Below are 26,358 nucleotides of genomic sequence, written 5' to 3' on the forward strand. Positions count from 1 at the left end.
AAAGCGTGTTTGTACCGCTTTGAAGAAGATAGCAAATGTCATTGCCATGACTTTTAAGGGCTTATAGGAACGCTATGAAATTGCATTTAACGGGCTTGTTGATACTTTCACTGCTAAGTGCACTCCCTGCTGCCGACGCTGATGCGCAGCAACGTCAAACACAGTTGCGTGGCCCAAAGGATGCTACTAATCAGTATTCCGGCGCCATGTACGGTCCGATTGATGAGCAGGATACCCTGTGGAGGATTGCCGAGCGATACCGGCAGAATAAAAGTGTCTCTGTTTATCAGGTCATGCTGGCCATCTATGAGCTCAATCCTAATGCCTTTGAACAACAAAATCTGAATTTACTGGTTGAAGGGGAAACCCTGCGACTGCCTTCAGAGCGCTTCATTACCCGAATTAATAAAGCACAGGCTCAGCAACGTGCTGAGCAGGATGACGAACAGTTCGCCCAGCTGCTTAATCAGCCGCAAGAATCAAATAACATTAAGCCATCAGTGCCGCTGGTTAATCAATCTGAATTATCCAGTACACGCAATGAAATAGAGCAAAAAATCAATCAGCTGGATGAACAGCAACTGCGTCAGTTTGATGAACTGCGCAATCAGTTTTCAGCCTCTTTGGATAGCGTTTCAGCCCTGCTGGATGAAAATCGCAAGCTGTTTGATCGGGTCGAGCAGGTAAACACAGACCTGATGAATCTGCGTCAGCAGGTCGAAGGTGATGTACAAAGCCAGATGGATGAGCAACTGGCATTGCAGCGTCAGCTGCTTGATATGGTTCGCCAGGAGCAGGCAGAGCGGGAGGCAGAGAAAAACAGCGGTATCATGCAAACGCTAACTCAGCCAATGAGTCTGATTATTGGCTCGGGAATTCTTACCTTATTGCTGGCCGGTGGGCTGGCAGCCTGGTTGCTGCGCCGTAAGCAGGCAGAGCCGCAGCCAGAAGCGGCGCAGGCCACCACTTCCCCGGTGGCAGAAACAATTAATGATGATGTGGATGACCTGTCAACCAGTCTTATCAGTGGCCTGGATGATGATACTGCTGAATTGTCTGATGACGCGTTATTTAATGATGATGAGCTGCTGGATGACGTTCTGGCTGGCGAGTTGGATGAGTCGCTGGATAGCGGCTCTGAGGTGTTCTCTGATATTGATGATGACATGCTGGTGCCTGATGGTGACCAGATTTTTGAGGACGGTACCGCAGAGCTGGGACAGGATGAGCTCGACAGCCTGTTCGATGATGATGAGTTGTCTGATACCGCGCTGGGAAGCAGCGACCTGGACGAAGACGTGCTTGATGGCATTGATTTAGCAGACGACAACAGTGACGAAGAAGACGACTTATCGCAGCAGGCATTTACTGACGAATCAGATGTGCAGGCTGAACTGGCCAGCACCGATGCCACGGAAGACGATTTTCAGGTGAGCACAGAAGATGCTGCGCAGAATGAACCAGAAGCACCGGCGGTGCCTGCTTCATTTAATGCGGTGGAAGCCGATGAAAAACCTGAGATCAGTATTGATGAACTGCTGGAGGCAGAGCAAGGTAAAGCTGAGAGTCTGACGGGTTCTTCGCATGTTGATGACGATATGCTCGACAAGCTGGATAAGGAAATAAATGAGCAAAACGAAGAGCTCGACCGGCTGGCGGATAATATTCTGGATGAAATTGATCAGCTTGAGCTAATGGGTGGCTTACCGGATATTGATGACGATGAGTTGGATGACGATATTGCTCCGTCTCAGTCATCCCCCTCGCCACAATCGATTCAGAATCTCGACGCACTGGCCGGCGAACTGGATAGTGTCGATATCGATGACGTTGAGCTTGATGCTTCTGACTTACTGGCCGATGAGTTGCTGGCGGAGCTGGAAGCAGAAGGCGTGGTTGACGATGTGTCCGGTCATGAGCCAGTTAACCTGCCAGTTCCAGAGTCCAGTGCCCAGGACGAAGACAATAGCACCGCAGGGTTTGACGATCCGCTAGGCGATGAATTGCTGGCCGAGCTCAGCGCTGAGCAAGATGATGAACAGGAACAGCTGGATGCATTATCTGATGAACTGCTGGCTGAGCTTGGCATCGATGATGAAACACCGGCAGCCAGCGCTTCAGATGTACAGGTAGACGCTCAAAGCGATGAACTTGACGATGAGCTGACCAGTGAGTTGCTGGCAGAACTGGAGCAGGGTATAGAGGCTCAAGAGCCGGTTTCCGGGCAGCAAGAGACCGACGACGATGAGCTTGATATTGATGCGCTCATCGCCGCCCAACAAGCTGATGACTCGTCAGATACGATAGATAGTTCAGAGTCGGGGGAGCAATCCGAAGAAATTCATGGGCAAGAAATTCATGGGGAAATTCATGGACAGTCACTTGATGAACTTGGCGAAGATGCCTCTGGACAGTCACTCGACAGTTCGGTCAAACAGGGCGACGAGCCTGAATCGCTGGAAACATCGGACGATATACCAGAAGAAGAAGTTTCTGGACAGCCACTAGATGAACTTAGCGAAGAAGCCCTTGGACAGTCACTCGACAGTTCGGTTGAACAGGGCGACGAGCCTGAATCGCTGGAAACATCGGACGATATACCGGAAGAAGAAGTTTCTGGACAGCCACTAGATGAACTTAGCGAACAAGCCCCTGGACAGTCACTCGACAGTTCGGTTGAACGGGGCGACGAGCCTGAATCGCTAGAAACATCGGACGATATTCCCGAAGCGCTCAATCTGGATGATGATGCGAACTCCGATGACGCTATCGCTGAAGCTTTTAACATCGACGAGAGTGACAATCCGCTGGAGCACAACGCGCTTTCGACACCAGAAACAGATGACAGACTTAGTGAAGCCGATGAGCCAGTAGCTGAAACTGGCGAGCCCGATGCACCACAAGATGAAGATGACTTTGCCGCTCTGGCTGATGAGTTGCTAGAAAGTATCGGACAGTCACCTGAAGATTCTCTGAATGAACTTAGCGAAGAATTCACAGCAGAAACTACGGGACAGTCACTCGATGATTCTGACAAAGAGGGCGATGAGTCTGCATTGTCAGAGGAGTCGGACGGTATTCCTGAAGCTTTTAACATCGACGAGAGTGACAATCCGCTTGAACACAATGAGCTTTCGGCACCAGAGACAGATGACAGACTTAGTGAAGCCGATGAGCCAGTAGCTGAAACTAGCAAGCCCGATGCACCACAAGAAGAAGATGACTTTGCTGCCCTTGCTGATGAGTTGCTAGAAACTACTGGACAGTCACGCGAAGATTCTGACAAAGAGGGCGATGAGCCTGCATTGTCAGAGGAGTCGGACGATATTTTCGAAGCACTCAATCTGGATGATGATGCGAACCCCGATGATGCTATCGCTGAAGCCTTTAGCATCGACGAGAGTGACAATCCGATTGAACACAACGCGCTTTCGACACCAGAGACAGATGACAGACTTAGTGAAGTCGATGAGCCAGTAGCTGAAACTAGCGAGCCCTATGCACCACAAGAAGAAGATGACTTTGCTGCCCTTGCTGATGAGTTGCTAGAAACTACTGGACAGTCACGCGAAGATTCTGACAAAGAGGGCGGTGAGCCCGCATTGTCCGAGAGTTTGGACGATATTCCTGAAGCGCTTAATCTGGATGATGATGCGAACTCCGATGACGCTATCGCTGAAGCCTTTAGCATCGACGAGAGTGACAATCCGATTGAACACAATGAGCTTTCGACACCAGAGACAGATGACAGACTTAGTGAAGTCGATGAGCCAGTAGCTGAAACTAGCGAGCCCTATGCACCACAAGAAGAAGATGACTTTGCTGCCCTTGCTGATGAGTTGCTAGAAACTACTGGACAGTCACGCGAAGATTCTGACAAAGAGGGCGATGAGCCTGCATTGTCAGAGGAGTCGGACGATATTTTCGAAGCACTCAATCTGGATGATGATGCGAACTCCGATGATACTATCGCTGAAGCCTTTAACATCGACGAGAGTGACAATCCGCTTGAACACAACGCGCTTTCGACACCAGAGACAGATGACAGACTTAGTGAAGCCGATGAGTCACTAGCTGATGTTAGCGAGTCGGATGCGCCACAAGAAGATGACTTTGCTGCCCTTGCTGATGAGTTGCTTGATGCAGGTGACCGTGATCATTCAGATTTAACACAACAAGATGAAACTTCAGGATATGAAAGTCCTGAGAATATTAATGAAGAAACATTATCTGCTGAGCAGCTTGAAGACGAATTTGCAGCCTTGGCCGACGAACTTATGTCGGCACCTGATGGTGTTCAAAACTCACCTAATGCTTTTGATTCATTTAGTGAAGAAGAGCTGGAAGCTGAGTTTGCCGGTGAACCTTCGCTGGAATTAGACGATGACGAAAGTCTGCCTGACTCAGCTGTGAATCTGTCTGCGGATAGTTCGGCTAGCGAGTCTATTCTGGCTAGTGAAAGCAGTGATGATACTTTTCTGGATGATGCATTAGCTGAGTTTGATCAGAAAATGATGGATGATATTCCTTCATTTTCACAAATGGATGACCAGCAAACATCCGACTTTGACGACAGTATTCTGGATTTTTCAGAAGATGATATCGATGCCTTTCAACTAGAGCAGGAACAGGATGGTGTCATCCCACCAATAGGTAACGATACTGTTGCAGAAGATGATATTGATGAGCTTGATGATGTGCCGGGCCTCGATGATTGGTTGTCTGGTAACAAGTCAGAAGACAAAAATATCCTTGATGAGCTGGAAAGTAGTGATTTTGATGCCTTACTTGACGGTATGGATGCCGAAGAAAAGGCTGAGTCGAGAGTTGGGCAAAAATCTGATGCTAACGATTTCAAGCTACAAAATCCGGATTTAGATCTGGCGGCGTTGCTGTCAGATCCTGACGCAGAAAAAAGCGAGCAGAATGAATTTCTGGATGTGGAAACGTTGCTAGACGAATCGATGCAGGATGGCGGGACGTTCGAAGAAATGCCGCTGGATCTGGATGTGAGTTTGTCTGACTTTAGCGGTGTTAGCGATGATATGGATATGATTGACATCGATAAAGATGCAGGGCAAAGCGCAAACCTCGATCTTGCCAGGGTCTATCTGGAGATGGATGATATGTCATCGGCTAAAGAATTGCTGGAAGAAGTGTTGCAACAGGGCAGTGATGAACAGAAAAAAGAAGCGAATCATTTGTTGGAGTCCCTCGCCTGAAGCAAAAACAACCATGCATAAAATCAGTATTGGGACAGTCACTATTTTAAATAGCCACACAACGCTTTGTGCACATGCGCCCGCTCGGCACTAGGTAGTATTCCGGAGATGTTTTGGACAGCCAGAAGCCGTATTAAGCACGCTTAGTTGGCGAAAAAGCCTGAAAACAGATTGCGGCGGGAAGCCAGCATTTTACTCAATAAAGCATTGTGGGAAGATTGATTAGAAGAAGCTATAAATGACTCAGCCGTTTCAGGCCGAGTTGAAGACTGTGTCGTCGAAGTGCTTAGATAAGTGCTGCTCAAGGCTCACTCTGGTTTTAAACGTCGTCTCGATTCCGGCTACCATGCGATACCAGTGCGTGTGTTCTATTCCTGCACGTTCCAGAATTGGCGAAGCTGTGCAGTCTATTTGACCCGGCTTTTCAGGGTGAAAGTGTCGACCGGTTAATTCAACAAGAGCAAAATAATCCTCAGGTCTGAAGGGCAAGCCATCTTGCATCACGCTCTTCGGTTCACCGGTGAAGGGAAGTAGCTGGCGAGGCTGATGCTCAGTACCGGCAGCCAGAAGGCGCTTTCTGATGCTGGTGTGAGGTGATGTTTTCGGTGTTTTAGCCTGACAGGCGCGAACGGGGTTTAAATCCACATAGGCCATGCAGGCAGCCAGCGCAGCTTCATCTAATAATGCCTGAGACTTGAACCGTCCCTCCCAGAAATGACCGGTGCAGTCGTCTTCTTTGTTAGCCTGCCGGGCAATGTATTCATTAAGTAGCCGCATAAACCAACTGATATCACACAGTCTTTTTCGATAGACGTCAGCAAGCGCATTAACAGTGTCTAATTCAGCAGCAGATAATAAGTCGCGAAGGGTGGGGTCAGTATAACGCCTGGCCAGCAACATCCCTTTATAAAGCTTATGCCAGCGATGAATAATCTCATCAACAGACAGGGCGTCTGCCTTTTGCTTATTGATGCGCAAAACCAAATGCGTGTGATTACTCATAACCGCATAGGCGCAGACATCCACACAGAAAACCTCAGCTAGATACAGTATTCTGTCTTCTACCCACTGCCGGCGATGTTCGTAGCATCGGCCAGTCTGTGCATCCTTGCCACACAAAAAAGCCCTGCGAACGCAGCGAGACACACAATGATAGTATGGCGTATCAGACAAGTTGATAAGGCTTTTACGTGGTCTTGGCATCATATTCAGTGGTTGAAGGCAGAAATTTCATTATGCAGGTATGAGCAAATAAGCCAACTGTACTCAGGCAGAGGTAGTGACTGTCCGGTAAGAATAAGTGACTGTCCAGTGGGGATACTCAGGCAGAGGTAGTGACTGTCCAGTGGAAATAAGTGACTGTCCATTAGCTAGTTCAGAGAAAGTGACTGTCCAGTGGGGATAGTGGTCCAGTGGGGATAGTGGGTATAAGTGACTGTCCATTAGCTACTCCACTAGCTATAGACCCTTGAGTCGGAGTTATCTGTATATAATGAAAAGTATCTGAAATGGAAGGCGTTTAATTGTCCATCATAGTTGGCAACAGGGGATGAGATTCAATGAATAAAAAGGTTAGCCCAATAATTACCAGTGAACGGCATTTACGCCTGCCTACTGCCGGTGAGACTCTGACTTTTAACAGTAAGCATTTTTACAAGAGGCAGTTAGCTAAACTACAAAAGCAATTAATTCATGTTCAGCAGGCCTATTATCACCAGGGGCGCCGGGCTGTGATTGTATTTGAAGGCTGGGACGCAGCGGGTAAAGGAGGGGCAATCCGCCGAGTCACAAGAAAGCTTGATCCTCGCGGCTTTCAGGTTCATCCAATTGCTGCACCGGATGCAACCGAGCAGGGTAAGCATTACCTTTACCGGTTCTGGTCACGGCTGCCCGCTCCGGGTTGCTTAAGTCTTTTTGACAGATCCTGGTACGGACGGGTATTGGTAGAGCGAGTGGAAAAGCTGGCTACATCCTGGCAATGGAGTCGGGCTTATCAGGAAATCAATGAATTTGAACGTCAACTGCATGATGATGGAGTCAAGGTTATCAAGTTTTTTATCCACATCAGTGAAGAAGAGCAACTAAAGCGATTCGAGGCCCGGCTACACAATCCTTACAAACGCTGGAAGTTAACCGAGGAAGATATTCGTAATCGACAGCAGCGACCCGCCTATCTACGCGCCATTAACGATATGTTTAAATACACAGATACCGGGCACGCTCCCTGGCATATTATTCATGGCGATAGTAAACATTATGCCAGAGTTGAAGTGATTTCCCGCCTCATTGAGTTGCTAAGTGATGGCGTAGATATTGTCCCACCGCCAGTAAATAAATCGCTGGTGAAACGCGCCGAAGCAGAATTAGGTATTCGCATTAAAAAACACGACGGTTAAAAAGAGGCTCGCCTAATGAATTCAAAAGGCGCAGTATGCTTTTTTGAATTGATAGTTTGTGGGCCTTGCAGATAGTTAAACGCCCACTTGCCCATATCATAATGCGGCAAGGCCATCGTGGATAACTGAGGTTCTACCAACTGGGGTAATACATCCCAGTTATCAAAACTGGCAATACCAATATCCCGGCCTACTTGAAGACCCAGAGCCTGTGCAACAAAATAAACTTCCACCGCCATTGGGTCCTGGCCACATATGATCGCATCCGGTTTAAATTCGGTAATCAATGCTTTGGCCCGCTCCCGGGTTGTAGATACTTCCCTGTTATCTACATCATTGATGACAGACTCCACATGAAGGTTGTCTGTTGAACCAAAGCGTTGCCTGAAAGCTTCCTCCACACCCTGCTTACGCAATTCGGCAGCAATGATTTTCGGATTCAGGTTTAAAAAGACGACTCGTCTATATCCTTTATCAAGCAATTGATTGGTGATTTGCCGTGCTGCATTCAGTTCGTCCGGCACGATGCACGTGAAAGCGTGGTTTTGATCATAACAATTGGCTAACACAGTAGGCACGGTATTGAGCAGCTCAGGTATTATTACCTGTCTGTGATACATTGAAGCGTAGATAACACCTTCAACCCGGTGAGCAAGAAGATGCTCCACGGCTCCAGAAGCACTGTATTTGCGTTCACTTACATTCACCACCATCAGTTCTTTATTACTTCGCCAGGCCTCATCCTGAGCCCCTCTGATAATGTCAAATGTATAGGGCACATCCAGCAGTTCGTCGGCAATAAATCCCACAACACCGGATTTTTTCCGCCGGGTCATCTGGGCTGCACGGTTTGGCCGATAGCCAAGCTCTTCTATAGCCCGCAGGACCTTTTCGCGATTGCCCGCTTTAACGGTTTCGTCTTTGTTAATCACCCTGGAAACCGTTTTAAATGCCACACCAGCCCTGGCTGCTACATCTTTAATTGTCACCATAATTTTGACTTAATTCTTCATTGCAAAAGGCATTGTGATACCTGTTTTACGCGATTATAACCAAGGTACATGGCAGATAATTCAATTTGCTACCGAGGCACTATAAGCGGGCCGGCTGTACCACGCTAAGTATGGCATGAAAAAGTAAAGAAAACCTATCGATAAAATAATTTTAACAACGTTGTTAAAATTATGTTGATCGCATTGTTCATATAATATACTGTAAAAGACAACGTTGTTTATTTAGTTAATACATGACACTTTTAACCTTGGAACGTGAGATGAATAACAATAGATTGCAACCTTTAGCCCGGGCCATACAGCGCGCGTTACCGGCAAGCTCACTGGCCTGTTTACTGCTTACCCAGCAGGTTGCTGCACAGCAGAACGCGGTAACCGGTGATTCAGAAAATACATCCCAGGACGTTGAAGTTATAGAAATTTCTTATGGCTATAGTGCGGTAGAAAAAACCGACCTGACAGGAGCGATAGCCACAGTCGATTTAGAAGATATTATCGATCTGCCGGCCGGTAACGTTATGCAAAATCTGCAGGGAAGAGTGCCTGGCTTACAGATAACCACCAATGGTAATCCAAGTTCCGGGGCGACAGTGCGTATTCGGGGGCAGGGCCTGGGTCCGCTGGGTAACAATGACCCGCTCTATGTTATCGATGGTATCCCAACTAAATCAGGTTTACAGGAAATTAACAGCAACGACATTGCTGATGTACAGGTACTTAGAGATGCTGCCGCAGCCAGTATTTATGGTGCACGCTCGGGCAACGGTGTGATAGTGGTTACGACTAAACGGGGTTATGACGGCCTGGATTTTAATTTTCGCTACAATCAGACCGTAGAGGATTACAATTACGACCTTCAACCGCTTACCACTCAGCAGCGTGCCAGCGTAGTGTGGCAGGCCGCCGTCAATGATGGTATTGACCCGGACACCGCTAGTCCTCTATACAGCTTTGATTGGAATCAGAATTATAATAATCCACAGCTCAGGGCAGTAGAGATCCCTCAATATACTGATCCCCAGGGGGTACAACAAGCCGCAGATACCCGCTGGTTCGATCTGGCCACCCGAACCTCAACAGTGACAGATATGAATTTCTCTGTCACCGGTGGTTCTGAGCGTAGTCAATTTTATGCCTCGCTGGGTTATTACGATGCAGAGGGTATTATTGATGGCTCCAAATTTGAGCGCCTGGCATTCAGAGTTAATTCCCAGTTCGATATTATCGAAGACAAGCTGAAGGTCGGTCAGACCTTTCTGATTACAGACCAGAAGGCCAATCTTATTAATGATCTGTCCGGCCAGATTTTAGGTCTGTCTATTGAGCAGCAGTCTATTGTTCCTGTGTATAACGATGTGGGAGGCTGGGGCGGCCCGGTACCGGGTATCACGGACCGTGACAACCCTATCAGGCTGATTGAGCAGAACCGGGATAATGATCACACCTTTAATAAAGTAATGGCCAGCTTTTACACTGAGTATGAGCCGGTAAAGGATCTGGTATTCAGAGGTACAGTAGCACTGGACTACGGTCAGTTCTATTTTCGCAATTTTCAGCGTGCATTTACCGCCGGCTCACTCAGTGGAAGCGATCGGCTTACGGTCGAAGATAACTATAATCAAAGCATTATTACTAATGCCACTGTCACCTACAAATGGGAGCCGGGCGAAAATCATAAGTTCAATTTCCTGGCCGGTATAGAGCAGATTGATTTTGAAAGAGAGTTGTCCCGTGGCATCGGTTCAGGTTTTGCGTCTGATGATCGGGCGTTTGCCTATTTGTCTCAGGCCACCACCAATATCCGGGTCGACGGCGAAGGTGAAACCTGGGCGCTGGATTCGCAGTTTGCCCGTATAGACTACAACTACGATAACCGTTATTTGGCGTCATTTACCATTCGGCGGGACGGGTCCTCGCGCTTTGGTAAGAACAATGGATACGGTAACTTTCCGGCAGCCTCCTTTGGCTGGGTGGTAAGTAACGAAGATTTCTTTGATATTGAAGCCATCAAAACCCTGAAGCTGCGCGCCAGCATTGGGGAAACCGGAAATCAGGAAATAGCCACCAACGCCACGTTCTCTACTTACGTGCCACGTTACGCCACGCAATCACTGTTTACAGATTTGCAGGATGAAGGCACCGCTTATGATATACGCGGGCAGAACAGCGGAACACTTCCTTCAGGGTTTGTTAAGGCTCAAACTGGTAACCCCGATTTGAAATGGGAAACATCCACACAAACCAATATAGGCGTAGATTTTGAGCTTTATGACGGTGAAATCTACGGCAGCATTGACTGGTTCAACAAAGAAACCCGGGATATTCTGACCTTAACCCAACCCATCGCCACGCTGGGTGAAGGGGCACAAATGTGGGTGAATGGCGGAACGATCGAAAATGAAGGTTTTGAACTTGTGCTGGGCTATGACAAGTGGATAAAACCGGATTTTCTGGATGATGAACTGCAGGTAGATATTAATTTTAATCTGTCTACGGCGGAAAATACGGTCACAGCACTGCCTGAAGATGTAGTGAACTCGTTTGGCGGCAATGGTCAGGATAAAACCATTCTGGGTAAGTCCATCAACTCGGTGTTTGGTTACGTGGCCGATGGTTTATTCCAGAGTGAAGAAGAAGTGGCGGCTCACGCCACACAGGCAGGCGCAGGGCCTGGTCGTATCCGCTACAAGGACCTTGATGGCAACGGTGTTATTAATGAAAACGACCAGGATTTCTTTACCGATACCGATCCCAGCTATATCTATGGGGTGAACTTCACGTTCCGCTACCAGGCCTGGGACTTCAATATGTTCTGGCAGGGTGTAAAAGGCGGCCAGATCCGTAACAACTGGCGACTTTTCACTGATTTTACCTCCTTAAACATAGGCTCTAACTACGGCGCCCGTACGCTGGATGCCTGGACCCCGGAGAATACCGACACAGATGTACCTGCACTGACACTGATTGACAACAATGGTGAAGGCAGACAGTCAAGTTTCTTCTGGGAAGAGGGAACCTATCTGAAACTGCGCAATGTCAGCATTGGTTATACCCCGTCTCTGGATTTTATTGAGCAACTGGGGCTTGCCGATGCACGCATTTATTTACAAGGACAAAACTTACTGACCATCACGCCGGACGGAACACTTAGCGAGGACCCTGAAACACCCAATGAAGTCTTTCCCGTTCCTCGTCGCATCACAATTGGTGTGGAATTGTCTTTTTAAGCGCAGAAATTACAGGATAAAAATCATGAAACGAATGACGCAACTACTGGCCAGCAGCCTTGTCGCTTTATCTGTGGCTTCCTGTGGTGGAAGTGATGAACTGAACACCGAGCCGCAAGCTGTACTAACAGAAGAGCAGGTATCCACCGCCCAGAACATTGATGCGCTGGTTATCGCTACCTATTCTTATCTTGGGAACGACCACTACACCGCACCTAATTATCTGTGGCCTACTGGTGACCTCAGAGCCGGGGACGCCCATAAAGGAGGAAACGGACCTTCAGATATTTTTGCTTACCATGCTTTATCTATGTTTGACCCGATAGTGCCGGATATGGAGTCCTTTCCGCCTGATCTGATAGATCTGAATAATAAAAAGTGGACCCGAAACTATACCGGGATCTCCCGGGCCAACTCAGCGCTTAAAGTTATTGCTGAAACACCCTCCGATCAGTTGCCCGAAGCAGCCGCAAAAGCTGCAGAGTTACGGTTTGTCAGGGCCATCTTTTATTTTGATCTGAAAATTCATCACAAACACATTCCCTGGATTGATGAAACCATGACGCAGACAGAAGTAGAAACCGCGTCCAACCGGGACTACAGCGACCAGGAGTTGTGGGACAAAATCGCCGATGATTTTCGTTACGGGATAGAAAACCTGCCGCAGGTTCAGGCTGATGCGGGACGTGCCTCTGCTTTATCAGCTCGCGCGTATCTGGCAAAAACCTTGTTGTATCAGGCTTATGAACAGGATGAAATGCATAACGTCGTCCGCATAGATCAGGACAAGCTGGAACAGGTCGTCAGTCTGGTCACCGAAATTGAGCAAAGCGGTGTTTATGCCCTGTTTGATGACTACGCCAAAAACTTTCTGGTTGAATTTGAAAACGGACCGGAATCTGTATTTGCTATTCAGCGTTCACTGGATGACGGCTCGCCGGATGGCCGGGGAAGCTGGCCAAGTGCGCTCAATGCGCCCATGGCCGGTGGTTTTGGATGTTGCGGGTTTCATGTACCTACAGAAAACTTTGTTAACGCTTTTAAAACGGGTCCTGACGGTTTGCCTGAGTTCACCACTTATAATGATGTGCAGTACAACGTAGAAACTGATTATGTGGATCCGCGTCTGGATCATACTGTCGCTATGGAAGGCAAGCCTTTTAAATACGATCCTGAGCTAATTCACGGCGGTGACAGCTGGTCCCGGGCTCCGTCTATCTACGGTAATTTTACCGGTATGAAAGACCTGGAACATCCTGACTGCGATTGTCGTGGTGAAAATGGTCCTTTTCCTATTTTTTCACTGAACACCACGCTGATTCGATATGCCGATGTGTTGCTCTGGAAAGCCGAAGCTCTTATTGAGTTGGGCCGGTACGAAGAAGCACGACCTATTATTAATCAAATCCGGGAGCGGGCATCCAACAGCACAGCACGTCTGCAAGATGCCAGCCTGTACAGGGTTGATATCTATCCTGAGTTTGCGTCACAGGAAGAGGCCAGACAGGCGCTAAGATTTGAGCGCAGACTCGAACTGGGGTTGGAAGGGCATCGCTTTTTTGACCTGGTACGCTGGGGTATCGCCAAAGAAACGCTGGATGCCTATTTTATGGTAGAACGCACACGAAAGCCTTATCTTGAAGATGCGCATTTTACAAAAAATAAGCACGAATATCTGCCTATACCCAATCAGCAGATTAATCTGAGTGGTGGTATTTACGAGCAGAACCCGGGTTATTAATGGTATAGCCGGAAGCACGCTTCCGGCATTTTAGGGAAATTATGTATGAATAAGATTATCAGCTGGTCTGTGACCGTTGCTGTTGCCGGCTTTTTATTCGGCTTTGACACCGCAGTTATTTCCGGTGCTGATCAGGCCATTGAAGCACTCTGGCAAACCTCACCGCTGGTACATGGTTTATTTGTCATGTCATCAGCGCTCTGGGGAACCGTGTTAGGCGCGCTGGCAGGCAATATTCCCTGTGACAAACTGGGCCGCAAAAAAACACTGGTTCTGATTGGAATACTTTATCTGCTGTCGGCGATAGGCTCAGCGCTGGCCAATGATCCCTATATATTTGCTTTATTGCGCTTTATTGGCGGTGTTGGTGTAGGCATCTCCTCTATTGCCGTACCGGCTTATATTTCAGAGATCGCTCCGGCAAAACTACGTGGCAGGCTGGTTGCCATGTATCAGTTTCAGATTGTGTTCGGTATTTTAATCGCCTTTTTGTCTAACTATCTGCTGGCCGGGTTAATTCCTCAGGACTGGCGCCTGATGCTGGGTATAGAAGCGGTTCCGGCACTGGTGTACCTGTTACTGGTTTTAAAAGCACCAGAAAGTCCGCGCTGGTTATTGCTGCATAAGCAAAATGAAGCCGCTGCCAGAGAGGTGCTGCAATCACTGAACAGTGATGACATTGACCATACAATTCGTCTGGTCCGTGAAGATGCTGAAAAAAAACGGGATATACAGCTATTTAAACGCCAGTATCATTTTCCTGTACTGCTGGCCTTTTTGATAGCGGCATTTAATCAGCTTTCCGGCATTAACTTTATTATTTACTACGCGCCCCGGGTCTTCGATATGGCGGGGCTGGACGCCAGTGCCGCGCTGTTATCCACCACTGGGGTAGGGCTGGTTAATCTGCTCTTTACCATGCTTGGTGTGATGCTTATCGACAAATTTGGGCGCCGGGCCCTGATGTATATCGGTTCGGTAGGCTACTTAGTGTCTCTTGGGGCTGTGACCTGGGCGTTTGCGTCCGGAGCCGGTGGCAGCCTTGTGGTGGCGGCTATCTTCCTGTTTATTGCTTCTCATGCGGTAGGCCAGGGCGCGGTAATATGGGTATTTATCGCTGAAATCTTCCCTAACAGCGTGCGGTCTAAAGGGCAGTCACTGGGCAGTGGCACGCATTGGGTATTTGCAGCTCTGATTGCATTACTGATGCCTTACGTGCTGGACACCTTCAGCGCCGCACAGGTGTTTGGTTTCTTCACTGTTGCCATGTTCCTGCAACTGCTTTTCGTCAAGTTCCTGATGCCTGAAACCAAGGGCAGAACACTTGAAGATGTCTCCGCATCGCTATCGCGCTAAGGAAGGTGAATATTATGAAAGCCTGCATACCTTTACTTTTAACTTCTTTATTATCCGGATGTGCCATGACATCACAGCAAAGCGTTGTTCACTCCGAGCAGCAAAAAACGTTACCGTATCAGGAGCCATACCGGCCTCAGGTGCATTTTTCACCTCCGGCCATGTGGATGAATGACCCCAACGGGATGTTTTATCACAACGGCGAATACCATTTGTTTTATCAGCACAACCCTAATGACAGCGTATGGGGCCCGATGCACTGGGGACACGCAGTGAGCCGGGATCTGGTGCACTGGGACAATCTGCCAATTGCGCTTTATCCGGATGAAATGGGAACAATCTTTTCTGGCAGCGCTGTAGTGGACTGGAATAATTCCAGTGGGCTGGGCACACCGGACAATCCACCGGTGGTGGCGCTGTATACCTATCATGACGTAAAAAAAGAAAAACAGGGCAGAACCGATTATCAGACCCAGGCCCTGGCATATAGTCTTGATAATGGGCGTAGCTGGGAAAAATATTCGGGCAACCCGGTCATTGATAACCCGGGAATAAAGGATTTCAGGGATCCTAAAGTGATGTGGCACGAAGGCAGTCAGCAATGGGTGATGGTACTGGCTCAAAAAGACCACGTGGGATTCTACACCTCGGATAACCTGATTGACTGGCAGTTACAAAGTACATTCGGGAAGGATATTGGTAGCCATGCGGGCGTATGGGAATGTCCTGATCTTGTATTGCTTACCACTGCAGACGGTGAAAGCCGCTATGTGCTTATTGTCAGTATAATGCCGGGAGGGCCTAACGGCGGCTCAGCGACCCAGTATTTTGTGGGTGACTTTGACGGCTCTGCCTTTAAAATCGACACTACAATGGCGCAGCAAATGACCCCGGTGCCGGGTGCCTTTCCGGTCACCACGGTCATTGAAGATTTTGAGCAGGGCTTACAAAACTGGGAGGTCGATGGCAACGCTTTTGAACTGGTGGCGTCTCCATCCGGGCATGCGGAGCAGATGACACCGCCTGCCAATCCGGGCCAGTATCTGGCCAACAGTTTTCACGGTGATGACAAGGCAACCGGCTCCCTGACTTCCAGGCCCTTCACCTTGCAGGCACCCTACATCAACTTTTATATCGGCGGAGGAAATCATCCCGGTAAAGCCGGCATGCAGCTGCTGCTCAATGGTAAGGTCATCAAAAGTGCCACCGGACAGAACCAGGGCACGATGCGCTATGCCAGCTGGGATGTATCCGACTGGCAAGGCGAGCAGGTGCAGCTGAGAATCATCGATAAGGTGACTGGTAGCTGGGGCCATACTATGATTGACAATATTGTGGCGGCAGATGCGCCGGCGAAAAATCGGATAGAGCCAGCCGCCTGGCTGGACTATGGCACTGACAATTATGCCGGTGTGACCTTTTTTACAGCGCCGGGAGCAAAAGAAGACAGGACGCTATTTATGGGCTGGATGAGTAACTGGCACTACGCCAATGAAACGCCCACCAAACCGTGGCGCAGCGCCATGACCGTGCCTCGGGAATTAGGGTTGGTTAAAGACGCTTCCGGGTTTAGGTTAACCCAGTTTCCGGTTAAAGAGTTATCTTTGCTATCTTCTCATGATACAGAGACTTCAACACTGAAATCCGGCGAGCGGATTATCAGTGGACCGGATAGCGCACTGCGTTATCGGTTACGGGTCGGTCTGGCTGAACAGCCGCAATCGCAGCTCCTTCTTAAAAACTCGTACGGTGAAGAAGTCTCTATCCAGTTTGATGTTACTACCCGTCAGGTTAAGGTTGACCGAAGTGCCTCCGGTGAGGTTAGCTTTTTCCCGAAATTTAGCGATCTGATAGTGGCTGAGCTGTACGGCGATACCCAGAATGTCGTCGTAGATATTGTGGTAGATACCAGCTCGGTTGAGTTATTTATCAATCAGGGCCAAAGCGTCATCACAGCCCAGATCTTTCCTCAGTCGATGCTGAATATTTTTGAGGTGGGACCGAATTCGGCTCCGGTCACCGACTTTCGTGTTGAACAGCTCGACAGCATATGGACAGTCACTGATGATCACCAATAACAGGCAGATACTGTGAATCAGAGGCAAGCCACCTACCGGGCCAGTGCGGTAACTTTTGTTGCTTTTTTTGCGGCCTGGTCATTTGCTTATTCACTATTCCCACTGTGGCTGAATCAGACGGTAGGTCTATCCGGACGGGAAATAGGATATGTTTACGCCGCAAATGCGCTTGCCGCGCTATTCATTATGCCTTTTTACGGGGTGGTGCAGGATAAGCTGGGCACATCCCGCCGATTGCTGTTTAGTTTTGCAGGCCTGATGATATTCTGCGGGCCATTTTTCACGTTAGTCTACGAGCCGATGTTGCTCGATTTTTTCAGCGCCGGCGTGATAACGGGCGCTGTGTACCTAGCTTTAGTGTTCGGTGCCGCTGTTGGGGCGCTGGAAGCCTTCATAGAACGGATTAGCCGGCAACAGGATGTGGAGTTTGGTAAGTCTCGTTGCTGGGGATCGTTAGGCTGGGCTGCGGCCACTTTCGCTGCTGGGACACTGTTTAATATCTCAGCCTCAATGAACTTCTGGTTAGCCAGCCTGATAGGAATGGGATTTTTTATTGCGATTTACCGGCTGCCTGTCAGCCGGCCTGATATCACTGCCAGGACTGAAGTCTCCGTGCATCAGGCAATGTCAGTGTTCCGGTTAGCTGCCTTTTGGCGCCTGAGTGTGTATGTGTTGGGAGTGGCCTGTGTGTACGGCGTATATGACCAACAGTTTCCGGTTTATTTTGCCTCATTGTTTGACAGCCGGGCTCAGGGAAATGCCTATTTTGGCTATCTCAATTCATTTCAGGTTTTTTTAGAGGCGGGCATGATGTTTGTGGCGCCTTATGTGGTTAATAAGATCGGTGCGAAAAACGGATTACTGTTAAGCGGTGTGGTCATGGTGCTGAGAATTACCGGCTCAGGCGTGGTAGACGGGCCCGTGGCCATCTCATTTATCAAACTGCTCCACGCGCTGGAATTGCCAATATTGCTGGTGGCAATATTTAAATATATTTCAATACATTTTGATAAAAAGTTGTCTGCCACTCTGTATATGGTGGGATTTAGCCTGTTATTGCAGGCAGGTGCTGTGGCTTTGTCGCCTGTTATCGGGGCCATGTACGACGAGGTTGGGTTTGCTAATGCCTATATAATTCTTGGCATAGTGGTCATGATTAACCTGACAATTTCTGCCTGGTCACTGGAAAAAACTTCCGCGAATATAAACTGCCATTCATGTCCCGGTTAGTTAGCCACAGAATCAGAAAAAGACGGTGAAGATTCGGCCGGTGAGGCTGCCCGAGCAATACCTTCGTGTAATTTTCGAGGCAATATCTCAAGGGTGGTTTGTTGACCAATGTCATACAACAAGGCTTTTTCCACCGGTCCGGCCTTAAAATCAACCGCGGAAATTTCTCTGCAATTGATGATGACGGTACTTTGCCAGAATTGGGCATGTACATATTCACGGGACAAAGCCGACATAAACGTGCGGGTCAGCATCATCAGATACTGGGGCAAGGGGAAATGGCCCTTATTTGCCAGCGGCTGCTTTTTCGGTTCGCTTTTCAAACGGAAGCAGACTGACGGTGTGCCGTCTTTCTGCCAGTCTCTGAATAATGCATCTTCTGACAAAATTGCGCCATCAACCAGCAGCTGATCGCCAAACTCTTTAAACGCAAAAATGAGCGGAATCGACATAGAAAAACGGATGGCCTGTGAGACTTTAACCGTCGGTGTTTCATCGCGGTTGAACAACACTGGTCCCCCACCGTTTACATCAGTAGCCAGAATATGCAGGTTATAATCCAGTTGCCCGAAGGTTACGCCATCAAGCAGTTTATCTAACCAACTTTCCAGGTAGTCACCTGAAGCCAGGCCACCTTGCTTGAGTAACCGCCACAATGAAAAATCAGCAAACTGGCGAAAATCAGTTTCCAAAGCCAGCTTTTTAAGCTCTAGCAGTGAATAGCCTTTGGCGTAAAGTGCTGCGATTATCGATCCCCCAGATACGCCAACCAGGGTAGAAAAGCGGATATCAAGCTCCTGTAAGGCTTGTAACACCCCAATATGGGCAGGCAGTCGTGTGCCGCCGCCTGACAGTATTGGAACAATAGTGGTATAAGATGATTCAGTATCTACCATACCTGTATAACCCAAAGTCTGTTCACCTTTTTACAGCATAGTTCACAGTGACTGTCCACGCCTGAAAAAGTGACTGTCCAGGGGTATATCGAGTGACTGTCCATGATACTTACACCGCGACTGTTCAGCTTCAATTTGAATAAGGCGTTAGGTCCAGCACTTAGCTCATCGTATTAAAGTGACTGTCCAGGCGTATGCAATAAAAGTGACTGTCCAAGCGTGTGCAATTAAAGTGACTGTCCACGAGTATGCATGTGTACGGTGACTGTCTAAATGTATGAAACAATGGATACATGTATTGTGTTGGCACGGCTGAGTTGCATGTCTATGGCGGGCACACTAAAATTGAGCGATTTTTTAAAAGCGGGTGAAAAACAATGGGGCGATATGCCTTAGGAATAGAATATGACGGCGCTGCGGTCTATGGCTGGCAGCGTCAGAATCGTGTGCCGACGGTGCAGGAATACCTGGAAAATGCGTTAAGCAAAGTGGCAAATACAACAATCAATGTACAGTGCGCCGGGCGTACTGACGCCGGCGTCCATGCGACTGGTCAGGTTGTACACTTTGATTGTACCGAGCATCGGCCGGAGCGGGCCTGGACGATGGGGGTGAATACCAATTTGCCGGATAGCATTGCCGTTACCTGGGCCAAACAGGTGGATGACGACTTTCATGCCCGGTTTTCAGCGTCGCACCGCCGTTATCGTTATATAATCTATAATTCGCCGCTGCGCCCGGCTATTTTGGGTAAAGGTGTTACGCACTGCTACAAGGAACTGGATGCCGATCTTATGCACGAAGCCGCTCAGGCATTGTTAGGTGAGCAGGACTTCAGTGCGTTTCGCGCCGCGCATTGCCAGTCGAAAACTCCGTATCGTAAAGTGACGGATGTAAAAGTCTCCCGCCAGGGCCGGTATGTCATACTGGAAATTCAGGCCAATGCTTTTTTACACCATATGGTACGCAATATTGCCGGCTCCCTGATTGAAGTCGGCGCTCAAGAGCAGCCGGTTGACTGGATTGGTTCTTTATTGCAAAGCAAAGACCGGACAATGGCCGCTGCCACTGCTAAGCCCCACGGTTTATATTTGGTCGATGTGACCTATCCGGCGCAATTCGGCTTACCAGAAAGGCCACTTGGGCCATTGTTTTTGCCAGATGACTGAACAGGTTATATAGTTTGTCAGTAACTTCTAAGACCAGTTTTATTTTCTCGAATATTCTGTATTGTGGTCTAATAACTGGCTGTATTGCTAACACGCGCGGCGCACAAATAATTATCAAGTAAGCAGTCGCCAAACTAACGAGTAAAAGGATTCTCCTTAATGAGCTGGATTGAAAAAATTCTTCCACGGACACAAACCTCAACTAAAGGTAATGTGCCTGAAGGAATCTGGACAAAATGTTCCAGTTGTCAGGCCGTACTGTACAAAAATGAGCTGGAAAAGCAGCTTGAGGTGTGCCCTAAGTGTGATAACCACATGCGTATCACAGCCCGTAAGCGTCTGGACAGCTTTCTTGATCAAAATGATCGCAAAGAGCTGGGCGCGGAATTTGAGCCGCAGGATATTCTGAAGTTTAAAGATTCAAAACGTTATAAAGACCGGATTTCTGCCGCCCAAAAGAGCACCAGCGAAAAAGACGCGCTGATTGCCATGCAGGGCAAACTGAAAGGTATGCCGGTGGCCGCGGTCAGCTTTGAATTTGCCTTCATGGGTGGCTCTATGGCTTCGGTGGTAGGGGCCCGTTTTGTTGCCGCAGTGGAAGCGTGCCTTGAGCACAATATGCCATTGATTTGTTTTTCTGCCAGCGGTGGTGCACGAATGCAGGAAGCCCTGATGTCACTAATGCAGATGGCCAAAACCTCTGCTGCATTGGCCAAAATGCGCGACAAAGGCTTACCCTATATCTCGGTTCTGACAGACCCGACCATGGGTGGTGTATCTGCCAGTCTGGCCATGCTGGGCGACATTAATGTTGCTGAGCCAAAAGCACTGATTGGTTTTGCCGGCCCGCGGGTTATTGAACAAACTGTGCGTGAAACCCTGCCAGAAGGATTCCAGCGTAGTGAATTCTTGCTGGAAAAAGGGGCGATTGACATGATTGTTGACCGTCGTGAAATGCGTGATAAATTACACGGCCTGTTAGTTAAATTACATCGCCCATCATAAGTGACTATCACAAATGTATCTGATATTGCGCCAGCTCATCGCTCGCTGGCGCAATGGTTAACCCACCTCGAATCTATCCATCCCAGTGCTATTGAACTAGGCCTGAACCGTATTACAACGGTGGCGGCGCGTATGGATCTGACTTTTGCCGACAAAACCGTCATCATTGTTGGCGGCACCAATGGCAAAGGCACAACCTGCCGGTTCCTGGAACAGGCCTGTCTGATGCAGGGCAAAACAACCGGGGTTTACAGCTCTCCGCACCTGCTGGATTACCGTGAACGGGTACGCATTAATGATGCGTTACCACCCGAAGACGAATTCTGCGCTGCATTTTGTGCTATTGAACAGGCAAGAGCAGAGATAACCCTGACTTATTTCGAATTCAGCACCCTGGCCGCACTCTGGTTAATGAAACAGCATGATGTCGATGTACCAATTCTGGAAGTCGGGCTGGGCGGACGTCTGGATGCCACTAATATTGTGGATGCCGATCTGGCGGTCATTACGACCATCGACCTGGATCACCAGGACTGGCTGGGGGATACCCGTGAAGCCATCGCCAGAGAAAAAGCCGGCATTATGCGTGAGCATGCTAAAGCGGTCATTGGTGAGCTGGATCCGCCTGTCACTTTGGATGAGCAGGTCGCGTCGCTGGCCGTTGAGGCGCGCTGGGCCGTGCGGGATTTCAGCATGACCATACAGGATGATGCATCTTTGTGGGATTGGCAATGTGGTGCACAGCGGATAACAAACCTCCCGGCTGCCCGTATTCCGCAGCAAAATGTGTCCACGGCGCTGGCTGCGCTCGATTTGCTCGGATGGCTGCCTGACGAGGCGCAGGCACGGGAACTGGTAGCCACGGTCAACATGCCGGGGCGGCGCCAGCTGGTTGCCAGTGAACCTGAGGTCATTGTTGATGTAGGACATAACCCTCAGGCTATGCGGGCAATGAATCAATGGCTGGATACCCGGTCTGACAAATCAGTCAGGCTGGTGGTGGGGATGCTTAAAGATAAGTCAGTAGAAGCCACGCTCGCTGCCATTACCCATGACATTACACACTGGTATCTGGGAGCCACCTCTGGCCCGCGCGCTGCACAAGCCTGCCAGTTGTATGAAAGCCTTGATAAGTCACAACAAATTAAGGCAAGCTGTTACAATAGCGTTACAGAGGCATATCAGGCTGCCAGACAGGAAGCACACGATGATGAGTTGATTGTTGTGTTCGGGTCATTTCTTACGGTTGCCGATGTGCTGAGCTTTCATAACCGTTGAATGAGACACCAAAGGAGCATCGTGTGAGTTCGGCTTTACAAAATCGCCTGGTGGGTACTGTGATTGTTGTCGCGCTGGCGGTGATTTTTCTGCCCGATTTTCTCGACGGAAAAAAAGAAACCAGTAAAACAGAGTTTGCCAGTGTACCGGCTGCACCGGCTAAAAAGCCTATTGTTGAACCGGATGAATTTCCGGCCGAACGAGTGGCAAAAGCGGCTCAGCGCCCGCTGGAAGTCGTCAACGAACAACCGGTAGACGAGCCGGCAGAGGCCGCTACAGCAGCTGATGACTCATCACCGGCACAACAGGACGATCTGGCCCGGCGCACCGTGGTCGACCAGACGCCAGCGGCACAAGATGCTGGCTGGGTGATTCAGCTTGGCAGCTTCAGACATGTCCAGAATGTGAAACAACTGGCACAAAAACTGGAAAAAGCCGGGTATCGAACCTTCAGCAGACCGATTAAAACCAGCTCCGGCCGTCTGACCAAAGTGTTCGTCGGACCGGATTTGAATAAACAAAAGCTGGAATCCGCGATTCCCCATCTAAAAGAACTCACCGGCCTGAAGGGCAGGGTAACAGAGTTCAAGGCGGAGTAACCGGGTGTATTATCAGCCACTCCTGTATACACAATTTGCCACCTGTCCCAGAGATATCGGATTGGTAATACGCAGGGGTTCTGATAGAATGCGCGCCATTATCCCGGACGCTTGCCGTCCGACTTGCATTTCTTACGCAACGGGTCGTGCTTAACGTGTTGAATTGGATAGACTTTTCTATTCTTGGCATCATTGCCGTATCTACCCTGATAAGCCTGGTAAGAGGGTTTGTTAAGGAAGCCATCTCTTTGGTAGTCTGGTTTGGGGCGCTGTTTATCGCCAGCCAGTTCTTTGCCGACCTTGCGGTATACTTTACCCGAATTGAAGACGACGTTTTTCGAAACGGCGCCGCTATTGCCGTATTATTCATTATGACCCTGGTGCTCGGTGGTCTGATCAACCATATTGTTGGTCGCGCGGTACACGCTTCCGGGCTCTCAGGCACTGACCGCTTGCTTGGTGCTGTATTTGGTGCGCTGCGTGGCGCACTCATTGTCAGTGCACTATTGTTTTTCATGGACACATTTACCGCTGCTGCTACCGCAACCTGGTGGCATCAATCTTTGTTAATTCCCGAGTTCGGGCTTATCATTGAATGGTTTTTTGAGTTTATGAAAGGCAGCTCCAGTTTTTTAACCCCCGCTTGAAATAGGTAAATCAGATGTGTGGTATTGTCGGAATTGTTGGTAAAACCCCGGTAGCGCAGTCGTTGTATGATGGATTGACCGTGCTGCAGCACCGAGGCCAGGACGCTGCCGGTATTATTACAATAGACCAGAACAGATTTAATCTGCGCAAGGCGAATGGCCTGGTACGGGACGTATTCCATACCCGTCATATGAAACGCCTGTCAGGAAATATGGGTATTGGTCATGTACGTTACCCTACGGCCGGAACATCGAGTTCAGCCGAAGCCCAGCCTTTTTATGTTAACTCACCGTTTGGTATTGCGTTTGCGCATAATGGTAATCTGACTAACTCGCATGAGTTGCAGGAAGAAGTCTTTCGCATCGCCCGTCGCCATATTAATACGTCTTCTGATTCAGAGTTACTTCTGAACATTTTTGCGCATGAGCTGCAGCAGTGCACTGAGCTGAGTGTATCCGCCGAAGATGTGTTTAAGGTTGTTACCAGTGTGCACAACAAAATTCGCGGCGCATACGCGGTTGTCGCAGCCATTATCGGTCAGGGTGTGGTAGCGTTTCGTGACCCTCATGGAATCCGACCGCTGGCGCTGGGTAAGCGCGTCACAGCCATGGGCGAGGAATACATGGTAGCTTCAGAGTCGGTGGCCCTGGACGCTGTGGGCTTCACGTTTATTCGTGATGTGGCACCAGGCGAAGCGGTATTTATTACCGACAGCGGTGAGCTGCATACCAAACAATGTGCGGCCAATCCGTCTACCTCACCGTGTATCTTTGAGTTTGTCTATTTTGCCCGTCCGGATACGTTTATCGATGGTATCTCAGTGTACGCCTCACGGGTCAATATGGGCCGTAAGCTGGGTGAAAAGATTGCTCGTGAGTGGGCTGATCTGGACATCGACGTGGTTATCCCAATCCCTGAAACTTCGATGGATGTAGCCCTGCAAATCGCCAATACCCTGGAGCTGCCATACCGTCAGGGCTTTGTGAAAAACCGCTACATCGGGCGTACCTTCATCATGCCCGGACAGACCATGCGCAAGCAGTCTGTACGCCGTAAACTGAATGCGATTTCGTCAGAGTTCAAGGGTAAGAGTGTGCTATTAGTAGACGATTCCATCGTACGTGGTACAACATCAGGTCAGATTATTGAAATGGCCCGTGAATCCGGCGCGAAAAAGGTCTACTTTGCTTCTGCGGCACCCGAAATTCGGTTCCCGAACGTTTATGGCATTGACATGCCATCTGCCAATGAACTGATTGCTTATGGCCGTGAAATTGAGCAGATTGCTGATTTAATCCAGGCCGATGGTCTTATCTTCCAGGATATTTCTGACTTGGTTGAAGCTGTTCGTGAAGAGAACCAGGATATTCAGCGCTTTGAAACATCGGTGTTCGACGGCAATTATATCACCGGTGACGTGGATCAGGATTATCTGGAACGTATTGACATGGCGCGTAGTGAATCAAGCCGGGGACCGGTAGTCCAGGCTGAATTGTCTAACCTTGAAATGCACAATATGGATTCAGACTGATTGTTGAATAGCAAAGAAAAAAACGCAGTCACCTGACTGCGTTTTTTGTTTTTAGTGAATGAATTCAGGACCAAATCCAGAGCCCCACATAATGATGGTGGCGGCCATCAGTATACTTAACAGCACCAATCCACAAGTAACCACTGAGCTGGCATAAATAAAGCCCTTTTCTTCAGGAATGTGCATAATGATGGGGGTACCTGAATAAAGCAGGTACACAGAATATGCCAGTCCTACAAAACCAATCAGCATAACAAACCACAACTGCGGGTATAGTCCGGCAAAACCCACCATCAGTAACGGCGTTGCGGTATAGGCAGCCAGCTCAAGAGACTGAGTATAGGTGGGCTCGGCAGAAAAAATATTAGCCAGCTCGTGGATAAGAATGGCCAGAGCAACCACGCCAGCTACTACACCAAAATACATTCCGATAGCCAGAATCATAGCACTGTTCTGGGTCAGACGGATAACATCACCGGCGCCTATGCTCCAGCCCAGTTGTGTGCCACTGTAAAACGTTACTAACGCAGGGATCAGCGCCATAACCATAATATGGCTCAGAGCGTAAAAATAGGTTTCGTGCTTGCGGTCTATCGACTGCCATTCTTCTCTGGGATGCGTATAGATACCCAGCAAGTGATTAAGGATCATAAGCGCCGCCTTTTTTGTTTACACTTATTTTACAAATTCACTATCAATTATTGATACGGCGGAGTCAACACTAAAGTATAAAAAATGATCAAATGTTAAGGTTGGCAGGGAAAGTAGCAGTTGTTTAGTGGCAATGGTAGACTTGCGCGGTTTTATTCAGCCGATGACAGTGTGACACGCCACTATGCAGTACGACCCAACTCTTTTAACGCCTATCCATCAGTTTTTACATTGCCAGACGCCACAAGCATGGATCGACGAGGCGATTGACCCCGACAATCTGTCTGCGCTGTTAATCGATCACTGTAATTGTGAACA

Annotated in this window: 17 protein-coding genes and 1 pseudogene; 14 read left to right on the forward strand and 4 right to left on the reverse strand. The window is 48.8% G+C overall.

The window, feature by feature from the left end; all coding sequences use genetic code 11:
- Positions 1 to 74 precede the first annotated feature (74 nt).
- Entirely contained in the window at positions 75 to 5,222 is a 5,148-nt protein-coding gene (locus tag EZV72_RS06765; RefSeq protein ID WP_137166526.1) for a FimV/HubP family polar landmark protein, read from the forward strand.
- A gap of 252 nt (positions 5,223 to 5,474) precedes the next feature.
- Here the strand turns inward: EZV72_RS06765 and EZV72_RS06770 are convergent, their stop codons facing one another.
- Positions 5,475 to 6,224: a transposase gene (locus EZV72_RS06770; RefSeq protein ID WP_232364523.1), complete on the reverse strand. Its 750-nt coding sequence runs from the start codon at positions 6,222 to 6,224 to the stop codon at positions 5,475 to 5,477.
- Positions 6,225 to 6,781: 557 nt separating this feature from the next.
- On the opposite strand from EZV72_RS06770, the gene EZV72_RS06775 reads away from it, so the two are divergent.
- A complete protein-coding gene (locus EZV72_RS06775) occupies positions 6,782 to 7,618 on the forward strand; it encodes a polyphosphate kinase 2 family protein (RefSeq protein WP_137166527.1) in 837 nt (278 codons plus the stop codon).
- On the opposite strand, the gene EZV72_RS06780 is transcribed toward EZV72_RS06775, so the two are convergent.
- Positions 7,615 to 8,610 (reverse strand): LacI family DNA-binding transcriptional regulator, encoded by a 996-nt coding sequence (locus tag EZV72_RS06780; protein ID WP_137166528.1) that lies wholly within the window; start codon positions 8,608 to 8,610, stop codon positions 7,615 to 7,617. The two genes, EZV72_RS06775 and EZV72_RS06780, sit on opposite strands and share 4 nt — an antisense overlap.
- A gap of 281 nt (positions 8,611 to 8,891) precedes the next feature.
- Between EZV72_RS06780 and EZV72_RS06785 the strand changes: the two genes are divergently transcribed.
- From EZV72_RS06785 to EZV72_RS06805, 5 genes are all read left to right on the forward strand, one after another.
- Positions 8,892 to 11,858: a SusC/RagA family TonB-linked outer membrane protein gene (locus EZV72_RS06785; RefSeq protein ID WP_137166529.1), complete on the forward strand. Its 2,967-nt coding sequence runs from the start codon at positions 8,892 to 8,894 to the stop codon at positions 11,856 to 11,858.
- 25 nt (positions 11,859 to 11,883) lie between these two features.
- The gene (locus EZV72_RS06790) at positions 11,884 to 13,599 is read left to right on the forward strand and encodes a RagB/SusD family nutrient uptake outer membrane protein (RefSeq protein WP_137166530.1); all 1,716 of its coding nucleotides are present in this window, start codon (positions 11,884 to 11,886) and stop codon (positions 13,597 to 13,599) included.
- A 45-nt stretch (positions 13,600 to 13,644) separates the two neighbouring features.
- Entirely contained in the window at positions 13,645 to 14,955 is a 1,311-nt protein-coding gene (locus EZV72_RS06795; protein WP_137166531.1) for a sugar porter family MFS transporter, read from the forward strand.
- Positions 14,956 to 15,020: 65 nt separating this feature from the next.
- A complete protein-coding gene (locus tag EZV72_RS18730; protein ID WP_175405064.1) occupies positions 15,021 to 17,033 on the forward strand; it encodes a glycoside hydrolase family 32 protein in 2,013 nt (670 codons plus the stop codon).
- Positions 17,034 to 17,045: 12 nt separating this feature from the next.
- On the forward strand, positions 17,046 to 18,263 hold the full coding sequence (locus EZV72_RS06805) for an oligosaccharide MFS transporter (RefSeq protein WP_137166533.1): 1,218 nt from the start codon (positions 17,046 to 17,048) through the stop codon (positions 18,261 to 18,263).
- On the opposite strand, the gene EZV72_RS06810 is transcribed toward EZV72_RS06805, so the two are convergent.
- Positions 18,260 to 19,159, reverse strand: a complete 900-nt coding sequence (locus tag EZV72_RS06810; RefSeq protein WP_137166534.1) for a patatin-like phospholipase family protein — start codon at positions 19,157 to 19,159, stop codon at positions 18,260 to 18,262. The two genes, EZV72_RS06805 and EZV72_RS06810, sit on opposite strands and share 4 nt — an antisense overlap.
- 377 nt (positions 19,160 to 19,536) lie before the next feature.
- Here EZV72_RS06810 and truA point away from each other — a divergent pair, with 377 nt between their 5' ends.
- The 6 genes from truA (at position 19,537) to purF (ending at position 25,389) form a co-directional block, all read left to right on the forward strand.
- Positions 19,537 to 20,328, forward strand: coding sequence for a tRNA pseudouridine(38-40) synthase TruA (gene truA / locus EZV72_RS06815; RefSeq protein ID WP_137166535.1), 792 nt, complete (start codon positions 19,537 to 19,539; stop codon positions 20,326 to 20,328).
- A gap of 159 nt (positions 20,329 to 20,487) precedes the next feature.
- Entirely contained in the window at positions 20,488 to 21,333 is an 846-nt protein-coding gene (gene accD / locus EZV72_RS06820; protein WP_137166536.1) for an acetyl-CoA carboxylase, carboxyltransferase subunit beta, read from the forward strand.
- Entirely contained in the window at positions 21,334 to 22,611 is a 1,278-nt protein-coding gene (folC, locus tag EZV72_RS06825; protein ID WP_232364524.1) for a bifunctional tetrahydrofolate synthase/dihydrofolate synthase, read from the forward strand.
- A gap of 23 nt (positions 22,612 to 22,634) precedes the next feature.
- On the forward strand, positions 22,635 to 23,210 hold the full coding sequence (locus EZV72_RS06830; RefSeq protein WP_137166537.1) for an SPOR domain-containing protein: 576 nt from the start codon (positions 22,635 to 22,637) through the stop codon (positions 23,208 to 23,210).
- A 158-nt stretch (positions 23,211 to 23,368) separates the two neighbouring features.
- The gene (locus EZV72_RS06835; protein ID WP_137168686.1) at positions 23,369 to 23,857 is read left to right on the forward strand and encodes a CvpA family protein; all 489 of its coding nucleotides are present in this window, start codon (positions 23,369 to 23,371) and stop codon (positions 23,855 to 23,857) included.
- 14 nt (positions 23,858 to 23,871) lie between these two features.
- On the forward strand, positions 23,872 to 25,389 hold the full coding sequence (gene purF, locus EZV72_RS06840) for an amidophosphoribosyltransferase (RefSeq protein ID WP_137166538.1): 1,518 nt from the start codon (positions 23,872 to 23,874) through the stop codon (positions 25,387 to 25,389).
- 51 nt (positions 25,390 to 25,440) lie between these two features.
- Here purF and EZV72_RS06845 read toward each other — a convergent pair whose 3' ends face one another.
- On the reverse strand, positions 25,441 to 26,040 hold the full coding sequence (locus EZV72_RS06845; protein WP_137166539.1) for a Yip1 family protein: 600 nt from the start codon (positions 26,038 to 26,040) through the stop codon (positions 25,441 to 25,443).
- 184 nt (positions 26,041 to 26,224) lie between these two features.
- Here EZV72_RS06845 and miaE point away from each other — a divergent pair.
- Positions 26,225 to 26,356, forward strand: a pseudogene (gene miaE / locus EZV72_RS06850) (tRNA isopentenyl-2-thiomethyl-A-37 hydroxylase MiaE); the annotation flags it as partial.
- Positions 26,357 to 26,358: the final 2 nt, after the last annotated feature.

The sequence above is a fragment of the Salinimonas lutimaris genome (assembly GCF_005222225.1).
GTDB lineage: Bacteria > Pseudomonadota > Gammaproteobacteria > Enterobacterales > Alteromonadaceae > Alteromonas > Alteromonas lutimaris.